Origin of the sequence: Streptomyces chlorus (genome assembly GCF_042655885.1) — a bacterium.
Classification (GTDB): Bacteria; Actinomycetota; Actinomycetes; order Streptomycetales; family Streptomycetaceae; genus Streptomyces; species Streptomyces chlorus.
The window spans coordinates 53695-73936 of the sequence record NZ_JBHSOA010000028.1 but is presented as its reverse complement, the minus strand read 5'-3'; the positions used below and the strand labels follow the sequence as shown (position 1 = coordinate 73936).

The following is a 20242-nucleotide window of genomic DNA, read 5'->3' as shown; positions in this document are numbered from 1 at the left end:
CCGTGCGCACCCGGCGCGACGCTGCGCCTCCACAGCGGCCACAACGCGCAGAATTGCCCACCGAGGCGGTCGACGCGGGGTCATCGCGCGCCCGCTTCGAGCGAGATCGACGTCGCCCAGTTGCGGACATCCTCAATGTCTCTCGCCAACTGCCCCACAAGGTCCTCGACGTCACGAAACCGGCGTTGCGAGCGGAGTCGGTTCACGAGATGGACCGATATTTCCCGGTCGTACAGCTCGATCTCCACGTCGAGGAGATGGGCTTCGAGGAGTCGTTGGCCGTGGCGGCCGTAGAAGGTGGTTCTCCGTCCGATGGAGACCGCAGCAGGCCAGTGTCGGCCGTCATCCTCCGTGACGACTACGGCGGACCAGACACCGTCGAGGCGAGCGTTGGTCGCCATGGTGAGGTTGGCGGTGGGAAAACCCAGCAGTCGTCCGCGGGCATCGCCGTGTTGGACGACGCCGGTGACGACCTGGTCGTGTGACTGAAGGCTTTCGATCGCGAACGGCCGGCTCGCTGTCAGGCGCCTGGCCGGGCTCTGCCGAGTTGTCTGGAGCAATGGAATCCTCCTTGGTGCGGTCAGGGGCCACATCAGTGGACATCACATATGAACCGATCGGCGGCTCGCCTGTAGAGACCCTCGCGGGCTTGCTTGATGTCCTGAAGCATTCGACCCGGGCGTCTCTCTCAGCGCCAGTTCGGCCTGCTCCCACGTCTGAAGGCCCTCGTAGAAGATGACATCGATTCCTGTCTCGACCCGGTAGAGATTCGTACGGCGAATTGCCTCGTCGATACCTCCACCCGCAGCGCCGAATCCGCCGGTGCGCGCGACGATCACGAAGTCGGGATCCAGGCGGTCGCGAGCGTCAACAGCCGTATTCAGCCGCCCGATCGCCTCCGCGTCGGAGATGCGGCGCGGAGGCGGTGTGCTCGATTCCGTTACGCGGCGTCGACTGCGGGAGGAGATGCGAGCTCGCGGAATGTCGAACCGTGCCAGACGAGCGGCTCGTTCTCACCGGCACCGAGACGGTGTGCTTCGAGCAGCACCATCCAGTGGTCGCCGGCTTCCGAGACGGCGGAGATGGAGCAGTCGAGCCACAGCGCCGCACCGTCGATGAATACCGCACCGTCATCGCTCACTTCGATCGCGACCTGTTCGAATCGCGCAGCGCGATCCTTATGGGCGAGCTGTCGGGTGAGACCGCCCTGCCCCTTGCCGAAGATCGAGACGCCGAGGCGGCCCGCCTTCGAGATCTGCTCCCACGTCACGGACGCCTTCTGCACCGCGACGGCGACGAGGCACGGTTCGAGGGACACGCCGACCATGAAGGACGATGCGACGAGCGCGTGCTTCGCTCCGTCGATGTCGGCCGCGAGCGCCGCAACGCCCGAAGGAAACTGGGCGAACGTCTGACGCACGATCATCGGATCGGCATCGAACTCACGCAGGCTGTTCTGGATCACGGTTCCTTGCGCCTTCGTCTCTACAGACATCTGCGTCACCTCACTGACACGTCTGCCGCGTCGGCGGACAGCACGGTATCGAGCTCGGGCGCGAGGTAGACCATCTGACCGCGGAACGACTGGCTCGCGTTCCGAAGCGGCTCGAGATCGCCGTCCTGCATGAGGTCGCCCACGCTTGCCGCCCAGCTCTCGGGAGTGGGCTCAGCGGTCTTCATGCGCGGCATCACGGAGAAAGCCGTGCGGGCGGCGGCGACGCCTGCCACCTCGAAGGCTTCGCCGTAGACCGTGGTGTCCTGGTGCGCGAGCCATGCCACGAATGCCGAGACAGCACTTGCGGGCACGTGCGCCCGCATGGCGTCCTGGACGACGGGATCGCGGAATGCATCCTCTGTCATCGGCGTCCAGGCGACCGGCAGCACCGTACTGACCTGCACACCGACATCCTTCGCCTCGGCGGCGAGAGTGTTGCCGAGACCCCAGATCGCCGACTTGGCGGCGGCGTACGCCGAGTCGAGCGGAACACCCATGAGGGCGTTCGACGACACGTTGATGAGGCGCCCGCTGCCGGAGGCGATGAGGTGCGGCATCGCAGCACGCGAGACCTCGACGACCCCCTTCACGCTGACATCGAAGACACGCCACCACGTCTCGGAGTCCATCTCCCAGAACCGCCCGAAGGCGTTGATGCCGGCGTTGTTGACGACGATGTGGAGCTGTCCGAACGCGTCGAGCGCAGTCTGGACGATGTCCGCCGCCGCGGTGACGATGTCGTTGCTGTCGGCCACCGCGACGCCACCGTCGACGGTGATCTCGGCCACCGTCTCGGCGGCGCGCTCGGCGTTGATGTCGTTGGCGACGACACGCGCCCCTCGCGACGCGAGCATCTTCGCGTGTTCGCGCCCCATTCCCTGTCCCGCACCCGTGACGATCGCCACACGGGCGTTGAAATCGAGTTCGTCGTTGATTCCCATTTCACACCTCTCCTCTCTGCCGATCGGCCACGATCACGTGCGCGCCGTTCTTCGCCGGCGCCGGCGCGCTTGCCCGCCCGATCTCGGATGCTGCGCCGGTCACGAGGCCGGCCTTTCCCTTCACGAGCCGCGTCATCAGTAGTGCTCTCCGACGTGGGCGTTGTTGTCGTAGTCGCGCTGGGCGCTCTGCGGGAGGTACTTCTCCTCCGTCTCGCGCACGTAGTCGGTCGACGGGCGCCCGAACACGGCGCCCCAGCCGACGTCGTAATCCGTGCCGGCGTCGGCACCCATGCGGTCGAGGTACTCGGCGAAAGGCGTGGCCTCGCCCGACTCCTTGACGTCGGCCAGCAGTCGCCACACCTCGTGGATGCCCGGCAGAACGAACGGAACAGGCTGGATCGCCTGCCCCAGCGCGGTCATCTCGGCGACGGTCTTACGACCGATCAGCCCCACGCTGACGGCGTATGCCGGGCCGGGCGTCTCCTTCAGCGCGAGCTCGGCCTGCTCCCACGTGTGCATGCCTTCGAAGAAGATCACGTCGGCGCCGGTCTCAGCCTTGTAGAGCTGCGCACGACGGATCGCCTCGTCGACGCCACCCCCGGCGGCACCGTAGCCGTCGGTGCGGGCGACGATCACGAAATCCTCGTCGAGCTTGTCACGCGCGTCGACAGCGGCGTTCAGGCGCCCGATCGCCTCGGCGTCGGACACGAGCTCGATGCCGGCGACACCACCCGACTTCTTCGGTTCGCGCTGGTCCTCGATGTGGATGCCTCCGACACCGGCGTCGATGAACTCGGCCACCGTGCGCTGCACATTGATCGGCGCGCCGAAACCGGTGTCGGCATCGCAGTAGACCGGGATGTCCGCAGCGCGCGCCGTGCGCTTCGCGTGGTCGACGACCTCGGTCAGGGTGAGCCATCCCACATCCGAGATGCCCTGCCACCATGCCGACATCCCGCCCGAGAGCTGGAACGCCCCGAAGCCCGCGTGCTGCGCCATCGCCGCGTGGATCGGCAGCGAACCGAACGGCATCAGCGCCGTCTCCTCGCTCTCGAAGACCGCGCGCAGCGCCTTGCCGGGGGCAGTGAGAGTCACGATGCCACCGTCGGGGAGTTGAAGCCGACGGTCACGACGATGTACACACAGTCTTCGTCGTAAGGGTTCTTCCAGGCGTGGGGAACGCCCGCCATGACGAGCAGGTCGCCCGGAACGAGCGTGCGCTTCTTGCCGCCGGGAAGGTGAAGGTCGACCTTGCCCGAGATCACGACCTCGTAGTCGATGGTGTCGCTCGCATGCATTCCGGCGTCGCCGTCGTCATCGGTGACGGTCATGCTGTCGCCGAGATCGTCGGCCCCCACCTCGCCCGACGAGTGCGCAGGGAAGCTGCTCACGCCGAAGGTGGATCCATTGGGTCCTGCCAGAGCGACCCTGGTCGGCGGGGCACCGAAGTTCTCCTTGCTGTGGCCGCCTTCGACGGCCCAGTAGAACGCACCTGCGGACACGCCGGGGAAGTCGAACTCGGCGGCAGGGCCCGCGTCGAGGAAGTCGGCGCCGCCGGACTCGGTCGGGCCCGCGACGATGAGCCGAAACTGCTTGGGGTCAGGGAATGTCATCTGCCTTCACTCCTTCGTGAATGGTCGGATGTCAGGCGCGCAGGCCCGCGTCGCGCATGAGCGGGAAGATCTGCTCGTTCATCCGGTCGAGGCCCTCGTCGTAGTCGACGAGTCCGGTGCAGATGCCCGTGATGCCCGAGTCCTGCAGCTTCTGGAGCCCGTCGACGATCATCTCGGGCGTGCCCACGAGCGGAACGAGACCGGCCCGGAAGAACGTCTTGATGCTCTCGTCCTGCTTCGGGTCCTCGGACTTCTTGTAGTGATCCCAGCTCCACCCGCGGGAGTCGCCGTTCTGGATGATGTGCTTGTAGCGGAGGGCGCTCTCGTAGTCGCCCTTCTCCTCGACGTACTCGAGGTACTCCCGCGCTTCCTTCTCCGTGTCCTTGCAGATGATGTGCACACCGGCCCACAGGCCGAGGTCCTCACGCCCGGCCGCGTCGGCGTTCTCGCGCAGCTTCGGCGTCACCGACTGGCTGTGCTCGACGCTGCCGATCGCCGCGAACAAGATGTTGGCGTGCTTGAACGCGAACTGCTGACCGGCGGGGCTGGAGCCCGCGCTCATCACCATCGGCCCGGGCGTCTGAACGGGCTTGGGCCACGACTGCGCACCCTGGAGGTGGAAGAAGTCCCCGTCGAAGTCGAACTGGTAGTCGTCTTCGACTGCCCAGAGCCGCTCGACGATGGTCATCCACTCGTCGGCGAGCTCATAGCGCGTGTCGTGCTCGGGCACCTCGACGCCGAACATGTGGTATTCGGGCTTGAAGTAGCCGGCTGTGGCGTTGAGGCCCATGCGGCCGCCGCTGATGTGGTCGACGGTGGCCATCATCTTCGCCGCCATCACCGGGTGGATGAAGGGGACGAGGCAGGTGGCGAAGATCTGTATGTTCTGCGTCGCTGCTGCCAGACCTGCGGCCCACGTGAACGTCTCGAACTGCCGGCCCCACGGGCGGTCGGGGCCCGAGAGACCCTGCCAGCGGGCGATGGGGATGAACCCGTCGACACCGTAGCGGTCGGCCTTCTGCGCGAGACCTTGGATCTCGCCCCAGTTGCCGAGCTTGATCGTGTTCTCGGCGAGGTTGAGACCGCCCTGGCCGGTAGTCACATTCGCGCCGAAAATCGCGACCTTGAACTTGTTCGGGCCACCTATCATGGGCCGCTGAGAACGTTCGACTGTGTGATCAGCGACGAAATCACGGGGTGCGACATTCTGCGTCATTGGTTTTCTCCATATCGTTGTGTCTTTGGGATACCGAAGAGCACCTGGGCCGGATCGGATCGTGCGAAAAGGGATTCGACTGTCGCGATCGCGGGTGGCGTGCCGACCGGACGTGCCCGATTGTGATTGCGCTCTCCACTGGATGTATGGCGAGCCGCATTCTTGGCCTACTGGTTGCAGCCAATTGTGATGGCGGCGTATACGCGATCCGCGTCGTCGTGGTTTTTCCAGACGTGCGCGATGTCGCCTATGGCGAGCAACGATGATGACCCTGCCGCTGAGGGCGATCTCGTACGTTGGGGGTGCTCCCCGGATCTCCTTCGATGTCGGTAAGTCGGCTTCTCCGCCGACCCCCGTTGACGCATGACGCTAAGAGCAGGCAGCACCGGACCGTCATGGTAGGAGACGCCATCAACGCAGGAAAACGCGCCAAAGCGCCTCCTCTTGCCGGTCGGCGGCGCAAGATGTAAAGCTGCTGGCGTTACTTCAGATGCCTGGTGGTGCTCCAGCCGCCGTAGTGCTTCCGGAGCGGCACCCCATCCCCTCGACGAAGAGGAGAGAGATGCGTTCTGCAACCGTTCCTCCCGACAGCCGAGCGAACATGCCTTGCGGTGGAACGACATCCGTGTCGGCTTCGCCGGGACTCCTTGGCCGGCCGGCTCCCCACCGCGGCAGGTGGACGCGGCTTCCTCAGAGGGTTCCTGGACACGCCGGACCGCCTCCATGCGTCGGCGGCGAAAGAGTGCAGCGATGAAGCTGAGCTCTTATCAGAACTTGCGCGTGCCGAACTTCAGTGTTCACAACCTGCGCCAGGTACTCGAGGAGGCGGATCTCGACTGGCGAACTGCGCTCGCGAATGCGGAGATCGACCCCAACGCGCTGACCCGACCGGGAAGCACTATTCCTGCGAGGAAGGAGCTGGCCTTCCAGCTTCAGTTCGTCGCTCTCACAAGAGATCGCGTCGATCTTTGGGTGCGAGCCTCGCGCGCTTACGCGACGAGCACCTACGGCGCTCGCGGAATGGCCCTCGCGACCGCACCGACCGTTGCGGCGTGGGCAGAAGTTGCCAGCGCGACTGATAACGCCCCTGGGCTCCTCGAGATCACGCCTCTTCGGGAACCGGATGGGAGGGTGACGGGAATCGAATTCACCTACCCGGACGCCCCGGAGGAGTTGATCCCGTTCAGCGTCTACCGCGATCTCTGTACCGCCACCCCATCTCTCGCGTGGCTGTACGGCGGCGCTTTCCCCTTCACCCGCATCGAAGTCCCTCTCGCGGAAGTCTCGCCCGAGGCCTTGACGTACGTCTCCTGCACCATCGACTGCTGTGCCGAGGCGTTGCGGCTGTGGTGGGACCCTGCGATATCAACAGAGGAGCTCCCCTTCGGCAACGCCTTCCAGCACGAGGCATGGGTCAAAGCGGATGCCCAGATCATCGACTCGTTCAGGGCGACTGGCGACTGGCCCCACACTGTCGCGAAAGCCATAAGGGCCGCACCCAGTCTCAACCGCACATTGGCAAATGTGGCCGCGACGCTGCGAGTCTCCCCACGCACCCTGCAACGCAAGCTTGAACTCACGGGAAACGACTTCGCCCGGGTACGGGACGAGACTTTGAGTGACCTGGCCTGCGATCTGCTCTCGCATACAGATCACTCTGTAGCGGAAATATCCCGCAAGCTGGGCTACACGGATCCGGCCAGCTTCACGATGGCCTTCAAGCGGTGGAGGGGGATGCCTCCGACGGCGTTCAGGGAGGCTTCTCGCTACGAAGACAAGGAATCCTGGACATCAGCACACTGAACGGCCCCGCCGTTGCTGGTGATTACCTGCGGTGTCGGCGGTGCTGGTCGACAGCGATGGAGACGGGTCCGAGCGGGGCAGCGTAGGGCAGTGAGTCCGTGGCCCGGGTGCCGTGCGGGGAGATCACCGTCACGTTGGCGGGCAGGTCGGCCATGCGTCGCAGACGCCAGACGAGGACGTCGCTGACGGACTCGGCGGTGTGCAGTTCACGTTGGGCGACGACTTCGTGCAGCAGCGCTTGTGGGTCATGGCCAGCCTGGTAGGCGTGCGTGATGGTGGCTGCCAGGGCGGACCAGCCCGGTTCGCCGAGCACCCGCTCGGCGATCTGTGGCGCGGTGGTGCGCAGAAGGGCGGCGGACCAGTCGCGTACGGGCTGGGCCAGGCGCAGGCCCTGGGCTCGCAGGCGGGCCATCGATTCCTCGCTGGCCGCGGCGTACGCGGCCTGGAGGTGGGTGGCGGCCTGCCGTGCGGCTGCGGCTTGCTGGGCGTGCTGGCGCTGGGCGTGCCAGTGTGCGGCGGCGAGGGCGAGGAAGAAGAGCGTGTCGATCACCATGGTGGTCGTGGCGCCGTCCTCGCCCCGGCCGAGTGCCGGGCCGCTACGGACCAGGTCTCGGGCTGCGCGTCGTAGTTGCTGGCTGTGGCAGAACTCTGCTCGGGTGTGGGAGCGGGAGGCCCGTTCGAACGCCCAGGCCGCTTCGCGTAGCTGTTGTCGGGTATGGGGGGGCGGAGGTCTTGGCGAGGGCGTCGAGGACCTCGCCGGTGGCGGCGATCTGCGCTGCCGCGGCGCCGTCGTCGCCGTGGTCGATGACGAGCAGGGCCGCCCATGCCGCGTGTGTGGCGGTGCGCCGTGCGGCGGACGGCGCTGGCTGCTGTGCGGCCCCATGGTCCTGGCGGCCGGTGCTGCCCGGCGCCGACGCGACGGCAGCTGTGTTGAAGCGGTCCCGGATGCGGGGCAGGGACAGGTCGGGGGCGAGCGTCGAGCCTGCGTAGAAGACCGGTTCGCCGTCCTTGTTGCGATCGCCGGGCAGGGCGACGGTGTAACCGCGCAGGTCACCGGAGGGCAGCACGCTGGTGCGGACCAGAAGCCCGGCGGCCTTGAGCCGGTCGAAGAACTCGGTCTCGGTGGCGGCGCCGGCCGCCGCGCGGCGGACGGTTTCGCGCAGCTCCTCCCGCACGGTGCGTTCCCTGCCCTGGCGCTCGGCCTTGTGGCGTTCGGCGCTGGTGGGGCGCTTGGCGGCGGTGCCGTCACCAGGGGTGACGCGGTGCAGGCCGTACTCGGCTTCGATGAGGCGGGCCTCGGCCTGGGCGCGCTTGCCGGAGCGGTGGTGGTCAGGGCGGCGGCCGTCTTCGCGGATGAGGGTGGCGATGATGTGGATGTGGTCGGTGGCGTGGCGGACGGCGGCCCAGCGGCAGCCGGCGCCGTCGCCGGGGTCGATGCCGGTGGCAGCGACCATGCGGCGGGCGATCTTGGCCCACTGCTCGTCGGACAGGATCGGGTCGTCGGGGGCGGCGCGCACGGAGCAGTGCCAGACGTGCTTGTCCGGGCGCTGGCCGGGGTCGAGGAGGGACAGGGGCTGGTCGAGGAGGTGCTGGAGGTCCTTCTTCGTCACCGAGGGGTCGCGGCCGGGGTCGGGGGCCATGTTGTCGAAGGAGGCGACCAGGTGGGGGTCGATGTGTTCCTCGTGGGTGCCCCTGCCGTACAGGTAGTGCAGGAGGCCGAGGGTGTTGCTGCCCTGTTGGTGGATCCGGGGGATCAAGCCGCCTCGTCCTCCCGCCGGTTGGTGATCCTGTCGGCCGCCCGTTGGACGGCCTGCGCGGCGCGTCGCAGATCGGCGAGAGCGGCGGCGAAGTGCGGTGCGTCAGCATCGGAGTTGAGGGCCTTGGCGATCTGGTTGACGTTGCTGCCGGCCCAGCCGAGTTGGCGGCGTACGCCGAACAGCGCGGTCAGGACATCGCGCTCGGTGGCGATGGCGGCCGCGGTGCGGGACTGGTCACGGGCGGTGGCCAGGGCGGAGTAGGCCAAAAACCCGGCCACGCTCATGCCGACGTGCTCGGCGCCGGATCGGATGATGGCGAGTTCGTGCTCGTTGAGGCGGACGCTGTGGGCGGGGCGCTGCTTCTTGTCGCGCGGACGCGACTTCCCCTTCCTGGCCCTGGCCTTGTGGCCGGCCCTGCCCGGCTGCGGTCCGCCCCCGGCCGCAGCCTTCCCGTCCGGCGCCCCTTGGCGTCGGGAGGACCCCGCCACCCCCGGGGCGGGGTCGGGTTCGGGCGCTCCCCCCGCGGGGGAGTGTCCGGACCTCCAACTTGCTCCTGACGGAATCGAGTTGAGGGCCGACTGGCCTGCGGTGGGGTCTGGGCTTGGCATCGGGATCTTCACGGAGTCCTGTTCCTTGTCGTGGTGGTGATGGCTTCGCTGCGGAGTCGTTCCAGGACCGGCGTCAGGCGTTCGTTCCGGCTGCTCTGGAGACCTTGGGCACGGAGGATTTCCCGCAGTTGGACTCAGGTGACGGCCTCGTTTCCGTCGCGCTCGAGCAGCGCGGAGACGTGGGGACGGACCTGTTCGGCCATCTGATCCACGGTCAGCGGGGGCTGCTTGCCCACTCGCTTGGCCAGTCCGCCTCGGGACCGGATCCGAGGGCCTTCCGGCTGCGGCTTCCTCTTCACGGGGACCGTGCGGGGACGGTCCCCGCTCTGCTCGGTCCCCGCATCGGTGTCCGCGGGACCCTGGTCCCCGGCATCGCTGTCCGAGTGGGGACGGTCCCCGAAGCGCGCGGTCCCCGGATCGGCTCCGCGTGCTCGTCTCCGTTGTCGGGGACGGCTGCGGGACCGTGCCTCTGGCGCCCTGAGCAGCGAGTTTGGGTGTATGGGCACCGGTCCCCTCTGTGTCCCCTGCGGCCTCGTCGGTCCCGGGAATCGGGGTCCCGCGGTCCCCGGGACCGGCCTCGCCGCGGTCCCCGTGGGTGTTTTCCTCGGTCCCGTTGACCGGGCTTGGGCTGTTCTCCTGGGACGGTCCCCGGCTGGATCCCGGTCCCCACGTGTGGTCGGCTCGGTCCCCGTGCACGGTCCCGCTTGTTCCCCATCGGGACGGTCCCCGCCTGTCATCCGGTCGGGGACCGACCGGCGGTGGAGTGCAGGTGCCTCACCCGCTGTTTCCTCGTCCCACGCGAATGCCGTCCAGGGAGAGGGCAGGTCGACGGTGGCCAGGGCCGTGGCGTGCCGGCGCGCTCCGCCGTGCCGGCCATGTCGAGGTGGTCGGCGACGAACCGCCGGCTGGTGTCGGCACTGTAGGCGGTGCACCCGATCGCGGCGAGGGCGGCGACCCAGACCGCGGGGATGCCGGATCGCTCGCCACCGGTACGGGTCCGGCTCTGCCGGATGAGCCATCCGGCCAGTAGCAGGGCAACCACGGGCACCGTGGCGACGACCGCGAGAAGGGGCGAGGGTTCGAGTGGAGCGGCGAGAGGCGGGAAGTTGGGGTCGGTCATGCAGCTCTCTGCCGGGTGGGCTCCGCAGCGGCGAGGTCCACACACGTCGGGTGGGGCGTGGTGCGGGGCGCGTTGCCCCGGGCACGGCCGTCGAGGCCCACGCGTCGGCTGCGGCAGGGTTCGCCCTCGGGGGCCTGGCACCACCGGCACCGGACACTGAGCGCGTCCGGGAGCCCCTCGGCGACGGCGGCCTCGCGTGCGGCGCGGGCCGGCCGGTAGGGGACGAGCTGGGCGCGGACGGCCGGTGGGATGCACGAGCCGATGGCGCACAGGCGTGCCTCGACGTCGGGGTGCGGACCGCCGTTGGTGATCTGCCGGTGCGTGGAGAGCGCGGCCACTCCGGCGGCGACGGCGTGCCGGGTGCCGAGCAACTCGGCCTGCCAGGCGGCCGGGTCGTCCGGGTCGGCGACCGGTGTGGGGTCGGTGTGCCGGTCGAGGCGGTCGCGCTGGTGGGCACGCCATCTGCGGGCGACGTCCACGGGCAGGATCGGGTACGGGGAGTCCAGGACGTGGGTCCGAATCGTCTCGCGGACGTCCCAGCCGTGGTCGGTGGTGAAAGGCACGTCGTGGAGCAGTTCGTGCCACTGGGCGATCTGGTCACGGGCCTCGCCCGTGCCGGTGCGGATGGTGCGGGGGTCGAGGCGGCCGATGTAGGCCAGGACGGCGGCGACTTCGTTGCGCTCCAGGGTGGTTACTCCGTTCCGGTCGGTTCGTCGAGGGCGGCGAGCAGGGCGGCCATGTGCGCCTCGGAGCGCGTCATGCCGGTGGCTGAGGCGGGCGCGCCGCCGGGCAGGGCGTAGAGGTTCGGGCTGCCAGGAGTGGGGGCGTGCTCCCGGGCGATCCACGCGCGCCAGTCGGCGGCCCACGCGGCGGCGGTGCGAGGCGCCCATGAGGCCCGGTAGGTGCGCCACTTCTCGTCGGCGGCGTGCAGGGCGTGCTCGCCGAGTCGGTCGAGGTGGCCGTGGCGCTGCAGCCAGGCACGGGCGCCGTCGTCGATCTGCCACTCGGTCGCGGAGATGAGCGGGACAGAGCTGCTGCTGCTCTTACCGTTCACCTTCGGTTCTCTACTGTTCTGGGGGTCGGAATCCGCACCCCCGCCGGGTCGGAACCCGTACCCCCCGGGGGCCGGATTCCGTTCCCCGGGGTCGGATGCCGATCCCCCCTCGAAGTGCTCGGCAGGGTCGGATTCCGGCCCCCCGAGGGTCGGAATCTGCTCCCCCTTGGGGGCCGGATTCCGGTCCCCCGCGGCGGCCTGTTCGGCGAGGAATCGGGCGGCGGCCGGGAGGTGGTAGTACGTCTCCCCGCGTGGGCCCTTGCGGCCCGCGAGCTGCACCAGTTCACCGCCGGCGATCAGCTTCGTGAGGGCGTCACGCACAGCCGTACGGGAGGCGTTCGCGCGCTTCATGAGGGTGGGCAGAGACGCGTACGCGATGCAGCGGCGATCGCGGCACCGGTCGGCGATCAGGGCGAGGACCATACGGGCGGTGCCCTTGCTGCTGCTGTGGTCCCACACCCATTCGCGGGCTTCGTAGCTCATCGGGTGGCGGCTCCTTGATCAGGGCAGGTGGATGCGACGGGCCCTCTGCGGGCCGTGCACAGGGTGTAAGTGGGGCGCGGTCCCCCGTGTCGGTGAGGGTCGCGAGGGCGCGGGTGCGATGGGCCCGGCCACTGCGGATTTCTGGGCCCTGGCGCGCTGGAGTTTCCGTTCCCGCGGGCCAGCGCTCCGGGCGCAGCACCAAGACAGCCACACCCGCGCGCGAAGATCCAGCGCTCGGCAGAGAAACCGCACAGCTCACGGCGAACGCGTCTTGGGCGGCGCTTCCGAGGCCGGAGGCCGGCCGCGCTGATGCCGGTTGATGGCGCCTGCCAGGCTGCCCTGCGAGCTGGTGACAGCCATGTGCCGGCCGTGCCGGTCGTCCTCGGACTCACCGACGGGGCGATTCCGTTCCTCCGGCTCGGGTCAGGCCGCCTGGACGTAGGTCGAGGTGGAGAGCAGGTCCGCGAGCCGCGCGGCACTCTGTGGACTGATCGTCGTCGTGAACCCCGCGCATACGCGCTGGAGAGCGGCCTCCCTCTCCGAGTCCACCTTCTGACGGACGGCGCGGGCCCCCTCGGGGGCGACGACGGGCTGGATGACGGCGGGTTCGGTCTGGCGTTGGGGCATGGACGTCCTCAGGGCGGCGTTCGATCGGCGGCCCACCGGCGTGTGGTGAGGGCCAGCGGGCAGGCTGGGGACGTCCATGCTCCGGAGAATCGCCGGTTTCCCCAACCGGCGATCGTCGGCTATGTTGCGCCCTTCATCACCTCGGCCGGCAGGGCGGATTCCACCGGCCTCGCCCTGCTACAGCGGGTTCTGCTCGACGCTGATCCGGTCCCAGTCCATGTACCGGCCGAACTTCTTCGGCTCGTCGATGACGATCCCGGAGAAGAGGAACCGCAGCACCGCGTTGCGCCGCTCGTCCGTCATGTCCTCGGCGTCCCAGGCGGCCCGCGCTCCCGCGCCGGTGAGGCCGTCGAGGAGCACCATCGGCCGGACCACGACCTTGCGTTGCGCCTTGGCGATCCGGTCGGTGATCTCCTTGCGCATCTTGCGGTACTCCGCAGTGGAGATCTCCTTCGCGGTCCACATCTGGTTGAGTTCGTCGAGCTGCCGCTGGTCGTCCTCCAGCTCCTCGGACACGCGCTCGGAGAGGTTGCTGCTGGCGAGCCGGCCGTCCACCCGCAGCTTGCCGAGCAGCTCGACCGCGGCGTCCACGACGAAGTCCTCCAGCGTCTGGGCCGTGATCGACCGGGTGCACTTCTTCTCGTCGTTCCGGCCCCGCCGGTTGCACTGGTAGACAGGCCCGGTGCCCTTGGCCGTGCCGGACATCAGCGTCCCGCACCGCCCGCACATCACCAGGCCGCGCAGCAGGTAGTAGCGCTGCGCGGGCTTGCCGAGCGCCTCCCGGTAGACCGCCGACCGGTACTCGCGGCGCGTCCGCACCTCCGCCCACACTCCGGCGTCGATGATCGCGGGCCAGGTGCCGGGACCGACTTCCTCGCCCTGGTGCATGCGGATTCCGGCGACGTGCCGGGAGTCGAGCAGCGCGCGGACGGTGCCGCCGGTCCATGCCTTGCCGCCGGCCGTGCGGATACCCCGGCTGTGCAGGTCCTTCGCGATCGGTGCCGGGCCCTCCCCCTTCAGGTAGCGGTCGAACACCTCCCTGACGACCTCGGCCTCCTCCTCGACGATCGTCATCCCGTCCTTGGTGTACCCGAACCGCCTCACCCCGCCCTGCGGCTTGCCCTCCCGCGCCCGGTCCTGCATGGCGGACTTCAACCGCTGTGAGGTGTCGTCCGAGGAGCGGCAGGCGTGCGCGACCTCGATGCGGAGGATGAAGCGGTCGTCGGGGTCGGCGAGGTCCCGCCGGTTCGCCTCGCCGTGGAGGGTGATCGCGTGGTCGTCGGAGACCTGGAGCAGCTCCTCCAGGTCCCGCGGCTGCCGCATGAGCCGGTCGGGGTGGTAGGCGATGACGTGCCGGAAGCTGCGGTTCCGGGCTTCCTCCAGCAAGCGGTCCCAGCCGGGCCGCTTGCGCTTGCGGCTCCAGGCGGAGCGGCTGTTGTCGACGAAGACGTGGGCGGGGTTGATGACGAGGCCGCGCCGCTCGGCGATCTCGCGGCAGATGCGCTCCTGGCGGTCGACGCCCGTCTGGTCGTCGTCGTCCGCCTGGGATATGCGGCAGTAGACCGCCGCCGGCTCACCGGCGGTGGTGCTGGAGATGCCCCTGGTGGGCCTGTTGCGCGACATGTGAATGAGTGTACGAACGAGGAGTCGGCTGGGTGACGGGGGCACCCGGACTGGTGACGGCGGTCCGCTCGGCGAAGCAGTTCCTGACGTACGTCTCCGCGGGCCCGTTCCAGTACGCGGTCGCCGAGGCACTCGCGCTGCCGGAGTCGTACTTCGACGACTTCCGCGCAGCCCACCGGCGCAAGCGCGACCTGCTCAGTGACGGTCTGCGCTCTGCCGGCTTCGAGGTCTACCAGCCCCGGGGCACGTACTTCATCACCACCGACATCGCCCCCTTCGGCGAGAAGGACGCCTACGCCTTCTGCCGCGCCCTCCCCGAACGCTGCGGTGTCGTCGCCGTCCCCGTATCCGTCTTCTACGACGACCCGGAAGCCGGTCGCAGCCAGGTCCGCTTCGCCTTCTGCAAGAAGGACGACGTTCTCCACGAAGCCGCCGGCCGGCTGCGGCGCCTGGCGTCCTGAACCCACGAACGGCGTCGCCGGGAGCCCTACGTCAGCGGGCGTCCACCTCGGGCTCCGGACGCGGGAGTTCGTCGAGGTCAAGGGTGAAGGTGCGGCCGTCGGCCAGGGGGACGGGGAGCTTGCCCGTGCCGTACTTGTGGGTGTGGGCCGCGATGTAACCGGTCGCGGTCGGCTGGGTGTGGAGGACGACTTCCTGGGCGTAGGGGTCCACGACCAGGTAGATGGGGATGCCGTAGCGGCCGTACTTCGTGGTGCAGTCGTCGTAGTCCTTGCGTGCGGAGGAGATCGAGACGACCTCGGAGATCAGCAGGACGTCTTCGAAGCTGTAGCGCTTGCCTTCCCGACGGGCGTCCTCGCGAAGGATCGCCAGATCGGGGGCGGAGTTCTCGTCGGCGGGGAAGTCGATGTAGACGTCGGAGGTGACCTTCGCGTGACGGCCGAGAGCGAGAGCGGAGTCGATCTGCATCGATCTGATGGTGCTGGAGTGCTCTTCGCTCTGCGGAGTCATGATCACCTTTCCCTCGGCCCCGAACAGGACCGTGTACCCCTTGGGGAACTCGGTGTGCGCGATCGCGTCGACACTCATGGACGGCTCCTTCCCGTGTGGGGTCAGGATACGGCGGGGGAGCTTTCCCCTGCCGCGCTTGTGACCGTGTGCGTGCACCCCTCGGGAAACCCGGGGTGCATGATCGCGTCGATGCTCCTGGACGATCGCGCGCAGGCTGCCCGGTGGCGGCAGCTCAAGCCAGGAGAACGCGCTGCGCGACCTCGTCGACCACGCCCTCTGCCGCCCCGCGTGAGAAGGATCGGGCAGCGGGCCTGTGGGGAAGCCGAAGGAGCCCGGATCCGGGCGACCTCTGGGGTCGGTTCCGGATCGGGCTCCTTCGTGTGTACGCGTGTACGCGGGCGGGAAGCGGAGGGCTTCCTACTCGTCGTCCTCGGGCTTCTCCGCCTCGTTGATCTCCTGCTCCAGGCCGAGCTGCTCGACGAGCCACTTGTCGAACTCGATCGCGGCCCGCACCCAGCTGACCGTCGACGAGACGAAGTGCTCCAGGCTGACGCCCGTGCCGATCAGCATCTGGGCCTCACCGATCAGACGGACAGTGCCGTCGTCATGGGTGTGGGTGTAAACCTTGGGCCACAGGGTGCGGCGGTTCCAGTCGTCGATCGACTCGAGGAGCTGCTGCTTCTCCTCGATGCCGTGCGGCCGGTCGTAGAAGGTCCGCACGGAGAAGATCTGCTGGTCATCCTCCCCACGGAACATGAAGTAGGTACGGAACTGCTCCCACGGCGCCGCGAGGTCACCCTCGTCGTCGACGACGTACTTGAGCTCCATCTGGTCGAGGAGCTGCTTCACGAGGTCCTGATCCGGGACGACGGGGCCCGCGGGGCCCTGGGGCTGCGGCTCCGGCTGCTGGCCCCCGAAGCTAGGAATCGAGGACGGGTCGATGGACATCTGGGACACTCCTGCGGTCGTCTGGCGTCCGGCCGTGGATGGGACCAGACGTATGTCCCACCCTCTCTCTCTTGGCACGTGCCGGGCAACCTGCCTGGCCGAGAGGTACCCCCACGCGCCGGCCTCCATGATCACATTCCGATAACCATGGAGACCGTACCCCTGGGGGGTATTACAGCGTCTTGCCCGTGGCCGGGCCCACCAGGAGGCCCTCGCCGGCGCGGTCCACGCGGACCGTGTCGCCGTCCTTGATCTCGCCGGACAGGATCTCCTTGGCGAGCCGGTCGCCGATGGCGGTCTGCACCAGGCGGCGCAGCGGGCGGGCACCGTAGGCCGGGTCCATGCCCTCCTCCGCCAGCCAGGCCAGCGCCTCGGGAGTGATGTCCAGGGTGAGCCGGCGTTCGGCGAGGCGCCGGCCCAGCCGGTCGAGCTGCAGTGCGGCGATGCGCTCCAGTTCGGGCTTGGTCAGCGCGGAGAAGACGACCAGGTCGTCGAGCCGGTTGATGAACTCCGGCTTGAAGGAGGCCCGGACCATTTCCAGGACCTGTTCCTTCTTCTGCTCCTCGGTGGTCAGCGGGTCGACCAGGAACTGGCTGCCCAGGTTGGACGTCAGCACCAGGATCGTGTTGCGGAAGTCGACCGTGCGGCCCTGGCCGTCGGTGAGCCGCCCGTCGTCGAGGACCTGGAGCAGGATGTCGAAGACCTCGGGGTGGGCCTTCTCCACCTCGTCGAGGAGCACCACGCTGTACGGGCGGCGGCGCACGGACTCGGTGAGCTGGCCGCCCTCCTCGTACCCGATGTAGCCGGGCGGGGCGCCGACCAGGCGGGCCACGCTGTGCTTCTCGCCGTACTCCGACATGTCGATGCGGACCATCGCCCGCTCGTCGTCGAAGAGGAAGTCGGCGAGCGCCTTGGCCAGTTCGGTCTTGCCGACGCCGGTGGGGCCGAGGAAGAGGAAGGAGCCGGTGGGGCGGTCCGGGTCCGCGATTCCGGCGCGGCTGCGGCGTACGGCGTCCGACACCGCCCGGACGGCCTCGCTCTGACCGATGAGCCGCTTGCCCAGCTCGTCCTCCATGCGCAGCAGCTTCTGCGTCTCCCCCTCCAGCAGACGGCCGGCAGGGATGCCGGTCCAGGCGGCGACGACGTCCGCGATGTCGTCGGAGCCGACCTCCTCCTTGACCATGGTGTCCTTGGCGACCTCCTCCTCGGCCTCGGAGGCGGCCTCCAGGTCGCGTTCCAGGCCGGGGATCTCGCCGTAGAGCAGCTTGGACGCGGAGTCGAAGTCACCCTCGCGCTGGGCGCGTTCGGCCTGGCCGCGCAGGTCGTCGAGCTTCTCCTTCAGCTCGCCGACCCGGTTCAGGGACTGCTTCTCCTTCTCCCAGCGGGCGTTGAGGCCGCGCAGCTCCTCCTCCTTGTCGGCGAGGTCGCGGCGCAGCTTCTCCAGACGCTCGAGGGAGGCGGCGTCGGTCTCCTTGCCGATCGCCAGCTCCTCCATCTTCAACCGGTCCACGGCGCGCTGGAGTTCGTCGATCTCGACGGGCGAGGAGTCGATCTCCATACGGAGCCGGGAAGCCGCCTCGTCGACCAGGTCGATGGCCTTGTCGGGCAGGAAGCGGGAGGTGATGTAGCGGTCCGAGAGGCTCGCCGCCGCCACCAGCGCGCTGTCGGCGATCTGCACCTTGTGGTGCGCCTCGTAACGGCCCTTCAGACCGCGCAGGATAGCGATGGAGTCCTCGACCGACGGCTCGGCGACCAGCACCTGCTGGAAGCGTCGCTCCAGCGCCGGATCCTTCTCGATCCGCTCGCGGTACTCGTCGAGGGTGGTGGCGCCGACCATGCGCAGCTCACCGCGGGCGAGCATCGGCTTGAGCATGTTGCCGGCGTCCATGGCGGAGTCGCCGCCGGCACCGGCGCCGACGACCGTGTGCAGCTCGTCGATGAAGGTGATGATCTGCCCGTCGGAGTCCTTGATCTCGGCGAGGACGGTCTTCAGCCGCTCCTCGAACTCGCCGCGGTACTTGGCCCCGGCGATCATCGCCCCCAGGTCGAGCGCGACCAGCCGCTTGTCCTTCAGCGACTCGGGCACGTCCCCCTTGACGATCCGCTGGGCGAGGCCCTCGACGACGGCGGTCTTGCCGACGCCGGGCTCGCCGATGAGCACGGGGTTGTTCTTGGTGCGGCGGGACAGCACCTGCACGACTCGCCGGATCTCCTGGTCCCGGCCGATCACCGGGTCGAGCCTGCCCTCGCGGGCGGCCTCGGTGAAGTCGGTCCCGAACTTCTCCAGGGCCTTGTACTGGCCCTCGGGGTCGGCCGTCGTCACGCGGCGCGCTCCTCTCGTCTGCTGGAAGGCGTCCTGCAGCTTCTTCGCGGTGGCACCCTGCCCGGCCAGCACCTCGCCGGCCGCGCCGCCCTTCGCGGCGATGCCGAGGAGCAGGTGTTCGGTGGAGAGGTACTCGTCGCCCAGGTCACGGGCGCGCGCCTCGGCGTCCGCGATGACGGCGAGCAGCTCACGGTTGGGCTGGGGCGGGGCGACGGTGGACCCCGTGACGCTCGGCAGCCCGGCGAGGACGCGCTCGGCCCCCGCGCGTACGGCCGCCTGGTCGGCGTCGACCGCGGCGAGCAGGTCGGTGATGTTCTCGTTGTCCTGCCCTTCGAGCAGGGCGAGCAGCAGATGGGCGGGGGTGAGGTCGGGGTGTCCCCCGGTCAGGGCCCGATTGCCGGCTGCGTTGATCGCGTCCCGGCTCCGATTGGTCAGCTCGGCGTCCACGTGCGCGTTCTCCTCCTTGCGATCACCGTTCAGCGGCCTTCAGGGCTGGCTCGGCTTGGCTGACTCGGCCAGCGTACACAAACTTGAGTCTATTCCACTCAAGGTGAGGAGGGGAGGGCCGGAGCGGTCGAGTTCCCGGGCTCCCGCACTCCCGGATTCCCGGGCATTCCAGCTTCCGGCGCGACCACCGCCCGCGCACGTCGGCCACGGGCATGCACACGGCGAAAACGGAGCACGGCGAGCGTCACCGCACGAGGCGGACGTGAAGGCGCGGCGCGGACGCGAAAGGCGCACGGCGGGTCCGCACGCGGAGGACGACAACCGCCGGCGGTGGGCGACACTGAGGGCGGCGGTGCGTCGCGCGGGACGACCGGGGCGCGCGGCAAAGGTGCGGCGGGCAGGGCGCCACAGGCGGGCACCGCCGGTACCGGATCAGGCGCGGGAGATCATGGCAATCGCGCTCACACGCGCGAGGGGGCAGGGGTGAGACAGCGGTGAAGATCCGTATCGTCCAACGACCGGTTCCGGCCATCACTCGATCCTGGCCATACCCGGAAATGTCCCCGGAAAGCGCAGTGGCGTCACCGTGTTCAGGTCACGGTGACGCCACTGCCGGGGGAAGCACCTGCGCGATCTTTTACGACGGGGGAATCGCGTCAGGCGCTGCGGGGGGTGGCCGAGAGGGTCCGGGGAGCGGGAGAGACGGACTCCACCTGCTCATGGTCCCGTTGATCCAGGTTCACAAAGATCATTCCGTACCGGATGGCACACCGCACGGGTTGCGGCGCCCCACGGGGCCGCCGCAGACACCGGTACGCCCGTACGTCCTGGTCCTCCTCGCGCGTGACGACGACCGGTTCACCGAACACGGTCACCATCAGGGAGTCACCGCTGTGGGGGATGGCGGTGACCAGGTCGATGAAGTGCCAACCGGAGCGGTAGGCGGTGGCCATCTCGCGGCGGAAGGATCGGTCGTCGGGAGGCGTGGTCATCGCTCAGCCCCAACTACTGTCGTTCGCGACCACGGGAGCGGCCACACCCCAACTGCTGTCTGCAACCACGGACTTGGCGCCCACCACCGGTCCCCAGCTGCTGTCCGCCCGGACGTCACCCTTCGTGCCGGCCATGCCGCTCAGCACGCCGAAGGCCACGACGGCGGAGAGTGCGGCGACAAGCACCGAGCGAAGCGTTCTCTTACGCATAGTCGGCTTCGTC

19 protein-coding genes and 2 pseudogenes are annotated in these 20242 nt (G+C 68.9%); 2 read left to right on the top strand and 19 right to left on the bottom strand.

What is annotated here, in order from left to right; all coding sequences use genetic code 11:
• Positions 1–80: 80 nt before the first annotated feature.
• The 7 genes from ACFPZI_RS14295 to ACFPZI_RS14265 all read right to left on the bottom strand — a co-directional run bounded on the left by ACFPZI_RS14295 (position 81) and on the right by ACFPZI_RS14265 (position 5151).
• Complete coding sequence (locus ACFPZI_RS14295; RefSeq protein WP_381363077.1) at positions 81–560, bottom strand: riboflavin kinase; 480 nt, start codon at positions 558–560, stop codon at positions 81–83.
• A 380-nt stretch (positions 561–940) separates the two neighbouring features.
• Complete coding sequence (locus tag ACFPZI_RS14290) at positions 941–1465, bottom strand: flavin reductase family protein (protein WP_381363075.1); 525 nt, start codon at positions 1463–1465, stop codon at positions 941–943.
• 35 nt (positions 1466–1500) lie between these two features.
• Positions 1501–2436, bottom strand: coding sequence for an SDR family NAD(P)-dependent oxidoreductase (locus ACFPZI_RS14285; protein ID WP_381363074.1), 936 nt, complete (start codon positions 2434–2436; stop codon positions 1501–1503).
• A 1-nt stretch (position 2437) separates the two neighbouring features.
• On the bottom strand, positions 2438–2572 hold the full coding sequence (locus ACFPZI_RS14280) for a hypothetical protein (protein ID WP_381363072.1): 135 nt from the start codon (positions 2570–2572) through the stop codon (positions 2438–2440).
• Positions 2572–3531: an isocitrate lyase/PEP mutase family protein gene (locus ACFPZI_RS14275; RefSeq protein ID WP_381363070.1), complete on the bottom strand. Its 960-nt coding sequence runs from the start codon at positions 3529–3531 to the stop codon at positions 2572–2574. Before ACFPZI_RS14275 ends, ACFPZI_RS14280 begins: the two co-directional genes overlap by 1 nt.
• Positions 3528–4049 (bottom strand): cupin domain-containing protein, encoded by a 522-nt coding sequence (locus ACFPZI_RS14270; RefSeq protein WP_381363069.1) that lies wholly within the window; start codon positions 4047–4049, stop codon positions 3528–3530. Before ACFPZI_RS14270 ends, ACFPZI_RS14275 begins: the two co-directional genes overlap by 4 nt.
• Before the next feature lie 31 nt (positions 4050–4080).
• On the bottom strand, positions 4081–5151 hold the full coding sequence (locus tag ACFPZI_RS14265) for an LLM class flavin-dependent oxidoreductase (RefSeq protein ID WP_381363067.1): 1071 nt from the start codon (positions 5149–5151) through the stop codon (positions 4081–4083).
• Positions 5152–6015: 864 nt separating this feature from the next.
• Between ACFPZI_RS14265 and ACFPZI_RS14260 the strand changes: the two genes are divergently transcribed.
• A complete protein-coding gene (locus ACFPZI_RS14260) occupies positions 6016–7068 on the top strand; it encodes an AraC family transcriptional regulator (protein WP_381363065.1) in 1053 nt (350 codons plus the stop codon).
• A gap of 22 nt (positions 7069–7090) precedes the next feature.
• Here the strand turns inward: ACFPZI_RS14260 and ACFPZI_RS14255 are convergent.
• The 7 genes and pseudogenes from ACFPZI_RS14255 to ACFPZI_RS14225 all read right to left on the bottom strand — a co-directional run bounded on the left by ACFPZI_RS14255 (position 7091) and on the right by ACFPZI_RS14225 (position 14340).
• Positions 7091–8825 (bottom strand): annotated as a pseudogene (locus ACFPZI_RS14255) (relaxase/mobilization nuclease domain-containing protein).
• The gene (locus ACFPZI_RS14250) at positions 8822–9313 is read right to left on the bottom strand and encodes a plasmid mobilization protein (protein WP_381363063.1); all 492 of its coding nucleotides are present in this window, start codon (positions 9311–9313) and stop codon (positions 8822–8824) included. Before ACFPZI_RS14250 ends, ACFPZI_RS14255 begins: the two are co-directional and overlap by 4 nt.
• Before the next feature lie 853 nt (positions 9314–10166).
• The gene (locus ACFPZI_RS14245; protein ID WP_381363062.1) at positions 10167–10553 is read right to left on the bottom strand and encodes a hypothetical protein; all 387 of its coding nucleotides are present in this window, start codon (positions 10551–10553) and stop codon (positions 10167–10169) included.
• Positions 10550–11239, bottom strand: a complete 690-nt coding sequence (locus tag ACFPZI_RS14240; RefSeq protein ID WP_381363219.1) for a zinc finger domain-containing protein — start codon at positions 11237–11239, stop codon at positions 10550–10552. Before ACFPZI_RS14240 ends, ACFPZI_RS14245 begins: the two co-directional genes overlap by 4 nt.
• 5 nt (positions 11240–11244) lie before the next feature.
• Positions 11245–12090 (bottom strand): helix-turn-helix domain-containing protein, encoded by an 846-nt coding sequence (locus ACFPZI_RS14235; RefSeq protein ID WP_381363060.1) that lies wholly within the window; start codon positions 12088–12090, stop codon positions 11245–11247.
• 423 nt (positions 12091–12513) lie between these two features.
• Positions 12514–12717, bottom strand: a complete 204-nt coding sequence (locus ACFPZI_RS14230) for a hypothetical protein (protein WP_381363058.1) — start codon at positions 12715–12717, stop codon at positions 12514–12516.
• A gap of 177 nt (positions 12718–12894) precedes the next feature.
• Positions 12895–14340, bottom strand: coding sequence for a recombinase family protein (locus tag ACFPZI_RS14225; RefSeq protein ID WP_381363056.1), 1446 nt, complete (start codon positions 14338–14340; stop codon positions 12895–12897).
• A 23-nt stretch (positions 14341–14363) separates the two neighbouring features.
• Between ACFPZI_RS14225 and ACFPZI_RS14220 the strand changes: the two are divergent.
• Positions 14364–14801 (top strand): annotated as a pseudogene (locus ACFPZI_RS14220) (aminotransferase class I/II-fold pyridoxal phosphate-dependent enzyme); the annotation flags it as partial.
• A 31-nt stretch (positions 14802–14832) separates the two neighbouring features.
• On the opposite strand, the gene ACFPZI_RS14215 reads toward ACFPZI_RS14220, so the two are convergent.
• From ACFPZI_RS14215 to ACFPZI_RS14195, 5 genes are all read right to left on the bottom strand, one after another.
• Positions 14833–15387: a Uma2 family endonuclease gene (locus tag ACFPZI_RS14215; RefSeq protein WP_381363054.1), complete on the bottom strand. Its 555-nt coding sequence runs from the start codon at positions 15385–15387 to the stop codon at positions 14833–14835.
• Positions 15388–15726: 339 nt separating this feature from the next.
• Positions 15727–16257, bottom strand: a complete 531-nt coding sequence (locus ACFPZI_RS14210; RefSeq protein WP_381363052.1) for a type III secretion system chaperone family protein — start codon at positions 16255–16257, stop codon at positions 15727–15729.
• 172 nt (positions 16258–16429) lie between these two features.
• Positions 16430–19027, bottom strand: a complete 2598-nt coding sequence (clpB, locus tag ACFPZI_RS14205; RefSeq protein WP_381363050.1) for an ATP-dependent chaperone ClpB — start codon at positions 19025–19027, stop codon at positions 16430–16432.
• 656 nt (positions 19028–19683) lie between these two features.
• Positions 19684–20019 carry a hypothetical protein gene (locus tag ACFPZI_RS14200; protein WP_381363049.1) on the bottom strand — a complete coding sequence of 112 codons (336 nt, stop codon included), beginning with the start codon at positions 20017–20019 and terminating at the stop codon, positions 19684–19686.
• 3 nt (positions 20020–20022) lie between these two features.
• A complete protein-coding gene (locus tag ACFPZI_RS14195; protein WP_381363047.1) occupies positions 20023–20205 on the bottom strand; it encodes a hypothetical protein in 183 nt (60 codons plus the stop codon).
• Between the last annotated feature and the right edge of the window lie 37 nt (positions 20206–20242).